11 protein-coding genes and 1 pseudogene are annotated in these 13093 nt (G+C 64.0%); 6 read left to right on the forward strand and 6 right to left on the reverse strand.

Translation table 11 applies throughout. The features are described 5' to 3' along the window. Nucleotides 1–112 precede the first annotated feature (112 nt). Nucleotides 113–2104, forward strand: a complete 1992-nt coding sequence (gene recD / locus CEK69_RS07665; RefSeq protein ID WP_152244831.1) for an exodeoxyribonuclease V subunit alpha — start codon at nt 113–115, stop codon at nt 2102–2104. 21 nt (nt 2105–2125) lie between these two features. Next, nucleotides 2126–3184: a virulence RhuM family protein gene (locus CEK69_RS07670; RefSeq protein WP_226975083.1), complete on the forward strand. Its 1059-nt coding sequence runs from the start codon at nt 2126–2128 to the stop codon at nt 3182–3184. A gap of 112 nt (nt 3185–3296) precedes the next feature. Here the strand turns inward: CEK69_RS07670 and CEK69_RS07675 are convergent, their stop codons facing one another. Then, on the reverse strand, nt 3297–3629 hold the full coding sequence (locus CEK69_RS07675; RefSeq protein WP_010341478.1) for a hypothetical protein: 333 nt from the start codon (nt 3627–3629) through the stop codon (nt 3297–3299). A 254-nt stretch (nt 3630–3883) separates the two neighbouring features. On the opposite strand from CEK69_RS07675, the gene CEK69_RS07680 reads away from it, so the two are divergent. After that, nucleotides 3884–4174 carry a HigA family addiction module antitoxin gene (locus CEK69_RS07680; protein ID WP_150410504.1) on the forward strand — a complete coding sequence of 97 codons (291 nt, stop codon included), beginning with the start codon at nt 3884–3886 and terminating at the stop codon, nt 4172–4174. Nucleotides 4175–4479: 305 nt separating this feature from the next. On the opposite strand, the gene CEK69_RS07685 is transcribed toward CEK69_RS07680, so the two are convergent. Both CEK69_RS07685 and CEK69_RS07690 read right to left on the reverse strand, forming a co-directional pair. Continuing rightward, nucleotides 4480–6369 carry an AAA family ATPase gene (locus tag CEK69_RS07685; protein ID WP_150410505.1) on the reverse strand — a complete coding sequence of 630 codons (1890 nt, stop codon included), beginning with the start codon at nt 6367–6369 and terminating at the stop codon, nt 4480–4482. Between the two features lie 77 nt (nt 6370–6446). Continuing rightward, nucleotides 6447–7262, reverse strand: a complete 816-nt coding sequence (locus CEK69_RS07690) for a restriction endonuclease (protein ID WP_152244845.1) — start codon at nt 7260–7262, stop codon at nt 6447–6449. Between the two features lie 272 nt (nt 7263–7534). Between CEK69_RS07690 and CEK69_RS07695 the strand changes: the two are divergent. Beyond that, nucleotides 7535–7786: pseudogene (locus CEK69_RS07695) on the forward strand (hypothetical protein); the annotation flags it as partial. A 74-nt stretch (nt 7787–7860) separates the two neighbouring features. Further along, nucleotides 7861–8082 carry a hypothetical protein gene (locus CEK69_RS07700; protein ID WP_193313930.1) on the forward strand — a complete coding sequence of 74 codons (222 nt, stop codon included), beginning with the start codon at nt 7861–7863 and terminating at the stop codon, nt 8080–8082. 28 nt (nt 8083–8110) lie between these two features. Here CEK69_RS07700 and CEK69_RS07705 read toward each other — a convergent pair whose 3' ends face one another. Then, a complete protein-coding gene (locus CEK69_RS07705; RefSeq protein WP_226975084.1) occupies nt 8111–8566 on the reverse strand; it encodes a hypothetical protein in 456 nt (151 codons plus the stop codon). 75 nt (nt 8567–8641) lie between these two features. Between CEK69_RS07705 and CEK69_RS07710 the strand changes: the two genes are divergently transcribed. Further along, complete coding sequence (locus CEK69_RS07710) at nt 8642–9343, forward strand: DUF2306 domain-containing protein (RefSeq protein ID WP_152244837.1); 702 nt, start codon at nt 8642–8644, stop codon at nt 9341–9343. A gap of 280 nt (nt 9344–9623) precedes the next feature. Here CEK69_RS07710 and CEK69_RS07715 read toward each other — a convergent pair whose 3' ends face one another. Beyond that, the gene (locus tag CEK69_RS07715; protein ID WP_152244839.1) at nt 9624–10886 is read right to left on the reverse strand and encodes a lipase family protein; all 1263 of its coding nucleotides are present in this window, start codon (nt 10884–10886) and stop codon (nt 9624–9626) included. Nucleotides 10887–11484: 598 nt separating this feature from the next. Beyond that, nucleotides 11485–11940, reverse strand: coding sequence for a hypothetical protein (locus CEK69_RS07720; RefSeq protein WP_152244841.1), 456 nt, complete (start codon nt 11938–11940; stop codon nt 11485–11487). Nucleotides 11941–13093 lie beyond the last annotated feature (1153 nt).

Consider the following 13093-nt stretch of genomic DNA (forward strand, 5'->3'; position numbering starts at 1 on the left):
CCCACCTCCTGTACGCCCTCCACCGCGCCGGCACCCCGCGCACGCTCAAGCCCCTCTCCCCTTGGGAGAGGGGTTGGGGTGAGGGTACGTCCACTCACGGAGCCCCCACCCCGTGAGCCAATCCAACCTCCTCGCCACCCTCTACCGCAGCGGCACCCTGCGCACGCTGGACCATGCCTTCGCCCACAGCCTAGCCCGCCTCGATCCGAACACCCCCGACCTGGTCCTGGCCGGCGCCGCCCTGGCCTCGTTGGCAGTCGCCAGCGGCCACGCCGGCCTCGACCCGGCGCGCGCCAGCCTCCTGCTCGACAGCCGCGACGGCGCCGCTCCCACGCTGCCCACCGCAGACGACTGGACCCGCGCCCTGGCCGCCTCGCGCTGGGTCGCACAACCCGCTGCCGAAGACCCGGCCAGCCCCGACTGCCCACTCGTACTCGAACACGGTCTGCTCTACCTGCGCCGCTACCGCGAATACGAACGACGCCTGGCCCTGGGCCTGCGTCGCCTCGCCGCACAGCCGCTGCCGCATAGCGACCTAGCCGCCCTAGCACCCCTGTTCGCCCAGCTCTTCCCTCTCCCCCCGGGAGAGGGTGCCCGCAGGGCGGGTGAGGGTACGACTGCCAACGATCCATCCGACCGCCAAGCCCAAGCCGCCGCCCTCGCCCTGCGCCGCGCCCTGCTGCTGGTCACCGGCGGCCCCGGCACCGGCAAGACCACCACCATCGCCCGCCTGCTGCTGCTGCGCATCGCCCAGGCTCGCGGCGCCGGCCTGCCGCCGCCGCGCATCGCCCTGGCTGCGCCCACCGGCCGCGCCGCCGAGCGCATGGCCGAGAGCCTGCGCGCTGCGGTGGCGCGCGCACTCGCCGACGGCGTCGACCCCACCTTGGCCGAGGCCCTGCCGGCCGGCGCCAGCACCCTGCATCGCCTGCTCGGCGTCATTCCCGACCTGCCGCGCTTCCGCCACGACGCCGACAACCCGCTGCCGTTCGACCTGATCGTGATCGACGAAGCCTCCATGGTCGATCTGCCGCTGATGTGCAAGCTGGTCGACGCCGTGGCCGACGGCGCGCAACTGATCCTGCTCGGCGACGCCGACCAGTTGCCCTCGGTCGAGGCCGGCGACGTGCTCGCCGCGATCCTGCAGGCCGCCGGCCACGGCGACGCGCTACAGCCCGACGACGCGCAGGCGCTGCAACCGCTGCTCGGCCACAGCGCGGTCGCGCACGACCAGGGCGGCCTGGCCGGGTACCGCGTGCATCTGCTGCGCGGCTACCGCCAGGCCCAGGACTTCGCCCTGGCGCCGCTGGCCGACGCCGTGCGCAGCGGCGATGCCGACGGCGCGCTGCAACTGCTGCGCGACGGCCAGCTTGCCGGCGTGCACTTCCACGATGGCGTCGACGACGCGCTCGCCGCCGGCGGCGACGCCCTGCTCGCGCACTGGCGCGCCCTCGGCGACACCGACGATCCGGCGCAGGCCCTGCGCGCTGCCGCACGCCTGCGCCTGCTCACCGCCGTGCGCGCCGGCCCGCAGGGCGCGCGCGGGCTCAACGCACGCATCGAACAACTGCTGGCCGAGACCGCCAGCGGCGCACGCCGCCTCGGCGCCGCCGCGCCCTGGTTCCACGGGCGCCTGCTGCTGATCACCGAGAACAGCTACCGCCACGGCCTGTTCAACGGCGACGTCGGCATCTGCCTGAAGGACGCACAGGGCACCCTGGTCGCCTGGTTCGACGGCGCCGGCGACGGCCAAGTCCGCGGCTTCCACCCGGCCGCACTGCCCGCGCACGAAAGCGCCTTCGCCATGACCGTGCACAAGGCCCAGGGCAGCGAATTCGACGAAGTCTGGCTGCAGCTGCCGGCCCGCGATGCCCGCGTGCTCAGCCGCGAACTGGTCTACACCGGCATCACCCGCGCCCGCCGCGCGCTGCACATCGCCGCCAGCGAACCGGTGCTGCGCGCCGCCCTGGCCCGGCATGCGGCGCGGATCTCGGGGTTGGCGTGGCGATTGGGTGGGGAGCAGCAGCCACAGTCGCAGCCGATGCCGCCTGCAGCCGATATCCTTCCCGCACCTTCCGGCACGCCGATCCAGGGCGCGCTGTTTTGACGAGCCGCATCAGGAGCCGGCATGCGTAGCGACGACAAGGAAGCCCCCACCTCGGAGTTGATCCTGTACCGCAGCGAGGATGCGCAGACGCGGATCCAGGTGCGGCTGGAAGGCGATTCGGTGTGGTTGACGCAGCGGCAGATCGCAGAACTGTTTCAAGTCTCTGTCCCAACGATCAATGAACATCTCGGCAGCATTTTTTCCGAGGGTGAACTTGAACATGAACGAACTATTCGGAGATTCCGAATAGTTCAAGCCGAAGGCGAGCGCCAAGTGCGCCGTACCATCGATCACTACAACCTCGACGCCATCCTCGCCGTCGGCTACCGGGTCCGCTCCGCGCGCGGCACCCAGTTCCGCCAGTGGGCGACGGCGCGGCTGTCCGAGTACCTGATCAAGGGCTTTGCGCTGGACGACGAACGGCTCAAGCGCGGGCCTGACGATGGCTATTTCGAAGAACTGCTGGGCCGCATCCGCGACATTCGCTCGTCGGAGAAGCTGTTCTGGCGCAAGGTGCTGGACATCTACGCCACCAGCGTGGATTACGACCCGTCGGCCGAGGCCAGCCAGCGCTTCTTCGCCACCGTGCAGAACAAGATGCACTGGGCAGCCCATGGCCACACCGCCGCCGAACTGCTCATGGAGCGCGCCGACGCCAGCAAGCCGCACAGCGGCATGACCAACTGGGTGGGTGCCGCGCCGCGCGCGTCCGATGCGGTCGTCGCCAAGAGCTACTTGAATGCGGAGGAACTGGAGGCACTGAACCGCATCGTCACCGCCTACCTGGAGTTCGCCGAGCTGCAGGCCATGAACCGCAGGCCGATGACCATGGACGCGTGGATCGCCAAGCTGGACGACTTCCTGCGCCTGAGCGACCGCGACGTGCTGACCCATGCCGGCCGCATCGGCCGCGAGCAGGCGCTGGAATTTTCCAAGGCCGAGTTCGCTCGTTACAGACAGCGCACGTTGGAAGAACCGTCGCCGGTAGAGCGCGATTTCGAAGAGGCAACGCGCAAGCTGAAAGCGCTCGAGAGCGAGAAACGCCGGTCCACGCGGACCAAGCGGCCCACTGGCGAGTAGACGAGGCAGCGTCCCGGGAACGGCGAACTGCCGGCCCCAATGCCACGCCCGCAGCGACCTTCCGATGCGGGCAGGCCAGGCGAGCCCGGGGTCCGGGCTCGACGTCGCGCGACTACTTGGCCGGAACCCGCTGGTACTCGTCGCTGCCGGTGTTGAGGTGCCCATCGGCCTCGTCGATGGCGAAGTTCACCGTCTCGCCGTCGTTGGTCACCTGCAGCACGCCGTCCTTGTAGATGGCCGGGTAGCTCTCGGTCTTGGGCTTGCGAGTGAAGAAGCGCGGGGTGGTGTTGCGCACCATGAACGACTCCCCGTTGCGCTCGATGTCGATCGTGTCGTCCTTCGACTCCACGTTGACCCAGTGGCCGACGAACTTCTCGCCCTCCACCCGGGCGCAGCCGGTCACCAGCATCGCCGCGGCCAGCGCCGCTCCCATCCACTTCGTCATGTCCCCGCCTCCGGTGTTGGAATCGGGGCGAGGATGCGATGGGTTGGATGTATGGGAGGTCAAGAATAGGGAGGAGTTCCCCATCGTGCGCAGGCTCGCCCCAATCCGCCGCCGCGTCGCGTTATTGGCGTGCTTCCAACACTTGAGCAGAGGGGCCTTGCGCAGCGCCGTAACGGATTGCGTCTTATGACGGGCGCCGTTATGGTCGCTGGATGAGGTCGCCATCGCCGACCCACCAATTCAGGCATCCCGTCATGGCCTCCTTGCCCAACATCCATCCTGGCGACGTGCTGCGCGACGAGTTCCTCGTCCCGCTGGGCATTAGTCAGAACGCACTTGCCCGCGTCACCGGCGTGCCGCCGCGCCGGATCAACGAAATCGTGCTGGGCAAGCGAGGCATCACCGCCGACACCGCCGTGCGCCTGGCTGCGGCGTTGGGCACGACCGAACGCTTCTGGCTGAGCCTGCAGGCGGACTACGAATTGGAAGAGGCGCATCGCCTGCTTGGCGATCTGCCGGCGAGGATCAAGCGATTGGCAGCTTGAGGCAAGATTATGGGACCTGCTGGAAAACGGAAAACCGGGGTCGAAAACCGGGGTCAGAGTGCACTTCTCCTACAGCAGCTTCAGGCATCGTCCGATGGGTCGGCCCCTTTGGACAAGGTCAGGCTGGTAAAAAAGTGCACTCTTACCTCTGTTTCTCCTCCTGTTTCTCCGTACACGGTGGCGGAGGCCTCCACCGCCGTATCTCTGCTCTCCATTCGCCACCACCGGCAGCTTTCTTTCGATTTCGTTGGACTGTGGAATCGTGGGTGAGGGGGCAGGTAGTCCACTCCGATCCTGTTTCCCGATCATTTCCCCTTGAATCTAGGACTTTCTTGGATTCCAGCTTTCTTTGCCCAATCAATTACGACGTCGTGGATCAAGTCCAGATACTGCTTGTTGGTCATCTCCTGCGGGGCAAAAGGCTCATGCTGCTCAGAAGTCATAAGATCTTTGAGTAGGATTTGAACTTTGGCACTTAAATCGGGATTGGCACCAATAGCAATATACGCAAGTAAAGGCTTATCTTTGGACTCTTCATCATATCCAAGGTAGCGCTCAAAATCCGGCACGCTAACTCTATGTCTTACCTTAATTCCTTTCTTTCGAGCAGCTTCCACAGCGATCCTGATGTTATTGTTCTGTGTCCACATGCCATTTGAACTTCCATCCTTCTTGAATGGTGGATCGCAGTCATGAAGCACGCCGAAGTCGATTTTGAAATGCCCCATCATGGATATTAGAGCTGGAAGAATGGCTTTTCCGCGCGCTCGCACCACTGTCACCTTGTTCGCCAGTTCGTGCTGCTTCTCCAAAATCGCGGCTATAAAAGCAGCATGCTCCGTGTCCCCTTCGACCAAGATTGGATATGATCCAAAAAATATTTCTGCGAGACTTGGATCAAGTTGTTGCATTGCATGCAACCACTGCTTTTCTTCTCCTTGAAATGTGATTTCATCAGAGCGATATGTCTTCGGGCTAGCGATCTCGCCTTCGTCGTCTCGCTCTAATCTAATGATAGTTGTATGGTCTTCAAAAGGGTTGATGAAATAGGGGGAGTGAGTAGTCATCATTACCTGCCAATCGGGGCTCTCAGCAAGTTTGTAGAGATGCTTCTGAGCAGCACGAGCTGCCATCGGATGCAATGCATTCTCGGGCTCGTCAATCAAAAGCAGATAACCGGGAAGAGCTGGATCATCGGCATCGTTAGGCATCGGTCCGCCATCATCAAATGCTTTTAGTTGAGCCCTGCAGGCTTCAACAGTGTCTGCATCTGCTGGCTTTTTAGCCTTTGCCTTCTCCGCATCAGTAAGCTGTTTTTGCAGGAGCTTTCGATGAATAGCACGAGTCTCATCCAAGCGCAGCAGTTCATTGTGTACTTGTAGCATGGCCCAAAATAGCGCTCGTCTCGCCCCGGTTCCTTGCTGAGGAATAGTTGTTTCTGCTTTGCCGTCGCTAACACGCAGCCCAGATTCGATCTTCGGAACTATAGGTGCCGGCTGAACATTAATTTTCACACCAAGATTAGGAAATACACTTCGAAAGCCTGTCGCAACTCGCTCGGAAATTTCGTTAAACCTATTCTCATGGGCGTTGCCTAGGTCTTTTAATTGATCAGCGACCGAACCTAATGCTGCATGCAACTGTGAACCGACTGTCGAACGCTCACTCTCAATCATTGTGTTGAGTGGCGCAAGTGCCATTGCTGCAAGCACTTTTTCCATGCTCTCAGCATCCTGTAATGAGCCAATCCGAATTGGCCTCGGTAGTCTTGACTTGAAGACGTTATCTGCGCCTCCTGCCTTCTCACCTGGCGACCAATCATTTATCTGTGGATCCCAAGTTGAGCGAGTTATCCTGAAGTCAGGAGCCTTCCATTGCCATCGGCTCTTAACTATCAGAAAATCACCTTCAGGTTGCTTCCACTTTTCGTCAACATTGCCAATTCCCTTAGGGATGTGCACTTCAAGTTCGACTTCACTTAATTCGTCGTCGCTTGACTGCAAGCATCGGTCTCTCTCAGGGGAAAATGTCTCAGAGCCTTGGGCTAGTGCGTAGGCTTTGAGTACAGTGGACTTTCCCGCATTGTTTCTGCCGACAAGGCAAACAACATTGTCTAGTTCAACAGTAATCCCCTCATTGCCAATGCAGCCTATGTTTCTAACTATCAGGCGTATCAATTTGGATGCGTTTTGCATGAGGCTTCCTTATTGAGGGCTCAATTAAGTATATGTATGTAAGCGAAGCTGGCAGAAAGGCGAAATAGTCACGCGATTCATCTGCATTTTGGAAATTGGCTACAGCCAAGAAAAGCTTTACTAGTACGCCTGTTCATGCGCTGTACCTGAGCACTACCACAACGCGGGCACCTGGGTTGCACGGCAGCGATGGAGGGCGTGACAATCAACAACCGATCGACACGCAACAAAGCCATATTCGGATCGAATGCGCCCTGCTGTACCGCACGAATCATTTGTATAAGCTGCGCGCCACCGATCAGCTCAATCGGCTTGCCACGCGCATACCGTTCCGCATCGTTCGTAAATCTGCCAACACAAACGATCTTCACCGCATCGGCTTGGTGATGCGCCAGCAATCCATACATCTCGCGTACGACGCTCACGCTGACCTGCTGCCGTTTCCACTGTTTGCACTGCACTAGCGTGCGGCGGTCGTCCTTACGCAGGATCAGGTCGATGCCGCCGTCGGCGCCGCCGAGGCCGGTCTCTTCGACGGAGTAGCCTTGGCGGCGGAAGGCTTCGCCGACCAGGAGTTCGAACTGGCGCCAGCCGCCGGCGGCCAGGCTTTCCAGGGTGGTGCGGGTGTCCAGCAGGCGGCGGCGATGCCGCGCTTTGAGGAATGAGGCCAGCGCCGCCATCCAGCAGAGCAGCAGCAGGATCCACGCCAGGGGCGCGAATGCGCCTTCCGCTTGCTGGGCGATGGCCTGCGACAGCGCGCCGTCGTGGCGGGAGAACCACCAGGGGATGCCGTCGCGCACGGCGAGGAAGCCGGCGATGCCGGCCATGATTCCCACTGGCCACGGCAATGCCGCCAGCGCGTCGAATCCGGTTTTTCCCTGTCTGCGTCCCATGCGACCCCCCGTCCCCGGATCGACCATAGACCTGTGTGCTGCAGATGTCTGTACTGTTAACTGTGTCGTCTACAAAGCGAGACGCGAATCGCATTTACGGCTGGGTGGTGCGTCGCGATCGGTAGCCGGATCGCCTGTGCCGATCGGCGAAGCGACGTGTGCGGCAGCGTTCTCGGACGCGCCTGTCCGCCGCGCGTCGCCGCCTTCCGTGGCGCCGAGACGCCCATGCTAGCGTCGCGCTGCCGAGCGCCCGGCGCAGCGTTGGACAGGGAATGAGCAGCGAGCGGACGCGCGGCCAACTGGCGTCACCACGCACCACGCCAATCGTCCGCCTGGCCTGGTGGGTGCTCTGGCTCGCCCTGGCACTGTTCGCCGTGGAGTTCGTGCATTCGGTCTATCTGAAATAAGCTTCGCTGCAGTCGCCGGCCTATGCGATGTTCCTGACCCGCCGCGGCTGGTTGTGGTGCCATCTCGGTGGCGGGGCGGTTGGCCTGTTGCTGGGGGCGCTGCAGTTCGCGACGCAGAGTAAAAAAATGGACTCTGACCCCTGTTTCGCCTGTTTCGCCTGTTTCGCCTGTTTCGGCAGATCCCCTGGGCATTGGCCATCGCCTTGCTGATCGTCGCGTGCGTCCGCGGCTTCCAGCGGCACTACCTGAATCCATTCCACCAGCCCGTGTGGCGCGTGGCGCCGGTATTGCTGCTAGTGTGCTTCGTCGCGCTCACCCCGCGGGTGATCGAGATTCCCCTGGCGGCAGCAATAGGGTATTGGCTGCTGGATGCGGCGTGGCAGATGGTTCGGCAGCGCAGGCGAATCCAGTGAGTGCTGGAGTCACGCGGCATATGGACAGTCAACGCTTGCCCTCTATCCGCTGTATATCAAGTCTGAGAGACTTTTGAAGTGCTTCGCTGCCGATCAAGCTGTCTAGATCTCTCGCGACGCCAGCCTCGACTTCTGCGGCTCGCAAACTCGGCAACGCTACCGTCGCCCGTTTTCCCATCGCGCCAAGAATCCGTGCCGCCCTGAAGAGCTTTGGGTAGTCGCTCTTCAGCAGTTCCGCGATGTCCAATATCGCGCGCTCATCGATCTTGGTCGACAAATCGGTTTCGTCCATCTCATAAATTACTCCGAAGTAATAGTCCAGCCTATCGATGCACGACCTGTCTAAACTGCCAGTTTTCTCGCAAAAATCCGCAGAATCGGACAATAGGCGCGAGAAATCGGGACGGTCGCTTCTTTCGGAGGCGCCAGCGATCCCCGAAACGAGCAAGGCAAGCAGGGCGAGATGGACTTTCGTTGCCTTCATGGCTAGCTCAAGAAAAAGTGTAGTGGGCATGCTAGCGTTTTCATCCCCAGAGCGGGCTGGCCGAGGGAGCCGGGCATGCGGGCCGATCCGATACGCGAGGGTGTCGAACTGCGCCGACGCAGGCCTGCAACGCGCGTGGCATGGGCATTGTTGTGGCTGGCGCTGGCCGCGGTTTCGGCCGAGTTCGTCCGCCATGTGTACTTGAAGTATGCGGCGCTAGATTCACCTGCATACGCCATGTTCCTGACCCGCCGCGGCTGGCTGTGGTGCCATCTCGGTGGCGGGGCGGTTGGCCTGTTGCTGGGGGCGCTGCAGTTCGTGACGCAGCGGTGGCGGCGTTGGCCGCGGCTGCATCGTTGGGTGGGGCGGGTGTATTTCGCCGGGATGGTGGTTGCGATGGTCGGGGCAGTCGGGCTGATCGCGACCTCGCCGGCGCCGCCTGCGATCCTGGTGGCGTTCGCGGCCACGGCGCTGGCGTGGCTGGTGACCGGGTCGGTCGGACTGGTGGCGATCTGGCGTGGGCAGGTGCTGCGGCACCAGCGCTGGATGGTCCGCGCCTATCTGGCGACGCTGGCGCCGGTGGTGTTCCGGGGGGCGTTGCCGTCGGCGATCGGCCTGGGCCTGACGCCGTCGCCGGGCTTGATCGCGCTACTGCTGTGGGCGAGTTGGGTGGTGCCGTTGTCGGTGTATGGGGTGGGCCGTGCGGTCGCCGATGCGCGGGGACGGCGCAAGCACCTGGCGATGCTGCCGCGTGGCGCCGGCGTCGGCGCGGGGTGATGGTCGGGCCTGTGGGATCGTGTGCTGGCCGGTGATTGCTGCGGCCGCTGCCGGTACCGCCACGCCGATCTGCCGTCATCCAATCCTGAGTCAGGTGTGCCAGCGCTCGCGCCCGCGCTGTCGCGCAGCTACGCACAACGCACGGTCATCGTCGTCGCCAGCATCGGCGCCTGCATCAGGAAAAACACTGCCACACCTGCGCCCAGGCGTGGCAGCCAGCGGGACGGACGATCGCAGGCGCCGGGGGAGGAGTGCGCCTGCGTTGTCGCCCGCCGCGACCTCAGCGGAGCTTGTCGAACAGTTGCTGGCGCACGGCGATGGTGCAGGCGTCTTCGGTGAACAGGTGTTCCAGCGCGCTGTTGTCGCTGGGCTTGCCGGTGCCCACGTCGAGCACGGTCGCCTGGTTGCTGCCGCGGGCCTTGAACGCGGTGACGGCGGTGGTGGCGTTCTTCAGCGGCACGGTGGCGTCGTTATCGGAGCCGCACAGCAGGGTCGGGGTGCGCGGCGCCCAGTCGAGCAGGTCGTTGCGCTCCAGGTCGCGCAGGAACGGGTCGTTGGCGTTGCTGGCGAAGTCCTTGTAGAAGCCGGGCTGGAAGTACTGGCGGATCTTGTCCACGCCCGGCAGGGTGTCGCCGAGCACCAGGTCGGTCAGGCTCTGGTTGCCGGGAAACAGCTTCTCCACTTTCTTCGCCCACGGATCCTGGAACACCTGCGACGGGTCGAGGTAGAGGTTCTTGTAGGTGTGCTGCATGCCGACGATGGCGTAGCTTGCCAGGACGATGCCGAAGGTGTTCTCGCCCACCGCATTGCGGCCGCTCCAGCTGTCGCGGAAGGTCTGGCTGAGCGCATATGGGCCGGAGATCGGCGCGCTGGCGACCAGGTTGAACTCGTTGGACAGGTGCGCTTCGATCTCGCGCTGGGTGGCCATGGCGGCATGCCCGCCCTGCGAGAAGCCGGTCAGCATGACCTTGCCCGACAGCGGGGTGTTGAGCCGTTGCAGCACCTGGCGCGCGGCGCGCATCGCATCGATGGTGGAGCTGGCCTCGGACGCGGCGTGCAGGTAGGGGTGGAACGCGTAGGTGGACTGGCCGATGCCGAGGTAGTCGCTGCTCACCACCACGTAGCCCTGGGTGGCGAGGTGGGTGACCATGGTGTCGTCGCCCTTGGCGTCGCGGATCTCCTTGGCCTGCTCGGCGCGGCGCTGCGACTCGGTGCCCTGGCTGTAGCTCACCAGCGGGAACGGACCGGGGCACTGGCTGCCGCCCGGCACCAGCAGCGCCGCCGACGCCGTGGTGGGTTCGCCATCGACGCCGATGGTGGCGTAGGTGAACTCGGCTACGCGCACGTCGCACTTGGCCTGGTCGGGGGATTGGTCGTTGGCCAGCAGTGTGGCGATCGCCTGGCGGGTGTAGCTGGTCAGGACATTGCTCTTGAGCACGGTGCCGCGCGTCGGTGCCGCCGTGGCGGCGATGGGCAACAACGCGCCCGCGATGCCGATGAGGGAGAGTGCGCGCAGCGCCAGCCGATTCCGCTGTGTGGCCATGGAAACATCCTCGTGTCGAATCCCGGTCGCCCGGGGGGTGGGGGAGGGCGCAAACGCTACTATGTCGTCCGCATTATTTTTGCGACACGAAGAGATAATATTTAGCTGCGGTATTGATTCGCATCGCACCTGACGGAATTTCACGACACATCGCATTGGAAAATGCCGAGATCCATCGATGCTGCGGCGTGCGCTGCGCCACAGTGGCGACGAGGAAAGGATGAAAGATCCGCATGGTTCTGCGCGAATCCAGCCGAATTCCGCTGCTTCGGCTGGCTGCGTGCACGTCATGGGAATTTGTCTACGCTTCTGAAGCGGACTTTTCAGAAGTAAATAATCTTGATTTTAAGATAATCGGAGGGTGGCGATAGATAATCGCGCCCGATGATCCGAATCTTGTCCGCCGCCACGAAACGCGTGGGTGGCACAAGGACAGGAGCAGGACAGCGTCGACGTCGTGCGCGTCACGGCGTGTCTTGTCTATCGCCGTGCGCGGTCGCGATGGAACTCGCACCGCGGCATAAAAAAGCCGGCGGACCTTGCGGGCCGCCGGCTGCGATCGACGTTGCTGGCCCGTGCGCGGGCCAGCGGAATGGGGTCAGCGCACCTGGTACAGCACGGTGGCGCCGGGCTTGGGTTCGAACGCGGGGACGGTCTGCTGTTTCAGCGGCGTGCCCTTGGCGTCCCACACCAGGGTGTCTGACGGGTATTCGTCCTTGCGGGTCATCGCATCGATCTGCTTGACGATCACGCTCGCGCCGGCGGGAACCTCGGGGTTCCAGGCGAACACGCCGAGCCTGCCGTAGAACACGGCCGGGGCGGTGGCGTCCAGGCGCCGATCGGGGCACATCACCAGGCCGCGGTCGAGCATCACCCGCAGCGCGCCCACCGGCACGGCCTTCACCGCCGGCGATGTGCGGTCGGTGCTGTGGCCCGGGCAGACGTTGGCCGAGCGGGTCAGCATGTCCTCGACCACCTGCCGGTCGGGCTGGGCCAGCGCGGGCAGCGCGACGGCGGCGAGGGCGAGCGTTGCGAGAGGGAATTTCCAGGGCATGTCGAGACTCCTTCAATGGAGGAAAGACGCCGGGTTTTGCGGGACCTGCAAAGCAGGGGACAGGCGGCCGCGGCGGCGCGGGCCGACTCTAGCAACGGGGCCGGCGGCGAATGCAAAGCGGGCGTGAGGGCGCCGGGTGGGCAGCCGCTTCGGGCGTCGGGCGCTGCGCCGCGTTCGCTCCGTGTCGCCGCAGGGTCGCGGATGGAACCGCTCCGACCGTAGCGGCGCCGCTCGCTGTGTTGTCCAGCGTGCCGCCAGCGCGGAAAGCGGGCAATCGCGTGGGAAGGGATTCAGTCCGATCGCAATGGAACCCCGCATGTGCCGATGGCTCCACTCGTCGCGGCTGAAGCCGCTCCCACAGGTGCGGCGACCGCCTCGCTGGAGGATCATGGTGGGAGGGACTTCAGTCCCCACGCATTGCGCCATCCGACAGCACGCCATTCGACGCGTCGCGGCTGCATGACAGTTGACTCCCTCAGGTGCGGCGCCCGCCTCGTCGGAGGATCACGCTGGGAGGGACTTCAGTCCCGACTGCAGGGATGTCGGATCGGCCGACGGCTTCGCTCGTCGAGGTTGAAGCCGTTCCGCAGGGATGAAGCCTGCGTCTCCAACGAAAGCTGACCACCGCGCTGAAGGTTGGCCGCTCCCTGTGGGAGGGACTTCAGCCCCGACTGCAAGGATGTCGGATCGGCCGACGGCTTCGCTCGTCGCGGCTGAAGCCGTTCCGCAGGGATGAAGCCTGCGTCTCCAACGAATGCTGACCACCGCGCTGAAGGCTGGCCGCTCCCTGTGGGAGGGACTTCAGTCCCGACTGCAAGGATGTCGGATCGGCCGACGGCTTCGCTCGTCGCGGCTGAAGCCGTTCCGCAGGGATGAAGCCTGCGTCTCCAACGAATGCTGACCACCGCGCTGAAGGCTGGCCGCTCCTTGTGGGAGGGACTTCAGTCCCGACGACGGGCGGTCTCACCCGACCCTGGGCTTCCCTCGCCGCGCCTGATCCCACCAAAGGGGACGCGAACCGCTCCCACGACCCGGGGAGGCGCCTTTTCCCGAGGAGGCCCCCCCACACCCCCTGCCTGCGCACCGCCCGCCTCCCACCCGCCTTCCCGCCGCCTCCCCGTTGCAACCGCCCCCGCCCGGCCTGGCCCTACGC

The organism is Xanthomonas sp. LMG 12462, from assembly GCF_009192885.1.
Classification (GTDB): Bacteria; Pseudomonadota; Gammaproteobacteria; order Xanthomonadales; family Xanthomonadaceae; genus Xanthomonas_A; species Xanthomonas_A sontii.

Excerpts from the sequence above, each read along its gene's own strand:
- CEK69_RS07720 (WP_152244841.1), bottom strand. The coding sequence starts at position 11,940 with ATGCCCTGGAAATTCCCTCTCGCAACGCTCGCCCTCGCCGCCGTCGCG.
- CEK69_RS07690 (WP_152244845.1), bottom strand. The coding sequence starts at position 7,262 with ATGGGACGCAGACAGGGAAAAACCGGATTCGACGCGCTGGCGGCATTG.
- CEK69_RS07685 (WP_150410505.1), bottom strand. The coding sequence starts at position 6,369 with ATGCAAAACGCATCCAAATTGATACGCCTGATAGTTAGAAACATAGGC.
- CEK69_RS07710 (WP_152244837.1), top strand. The coding sequence starts at position 8,642 with ATGCGGGCCGATCCGATACGCGAGGGTGTCGAACTGCGCCGACGCAGG.
- CEK69_RS07670 (WP_226975083.1), top strand. The coding sequence starts at position 2,126 with ATGCGTAGCGACGACAAGGAAGCCCCCACCTCGGAGTTGATCCTGTAC.
- CEK69_RS07705 (WP_226975084.1), bottom strand. The coding sequence starts at position 8,566 with ATGAAGGCAACGAAAGTCCATCTCGCCCTGCTTGCCTTGCTCGTTTCG.
- CEK69_RS07675 (WP_010341478.1), bottom strand. The coding sequence starts at position 3,629 with ATGACGAAGTGGATGGGAGCGGCGCTGGCCGCGGCGATGCTGGTGACC.
- CEK69_RS07715 (WP_152244839.1), bottom strand. The coding sequence starts at position 10,886 with ATGGCCACACAGCGGAATCGGCTGGCGCTGCGCGCACTCTCCCTCATC.
- CEK69_RS07680 (WP_150410504.1), top strand. The coding sequence starts at position 3,884 with ATGGCCTCCTTGCCCAACATCCATCCTGGCGACGTGCTGCGCGACGAG.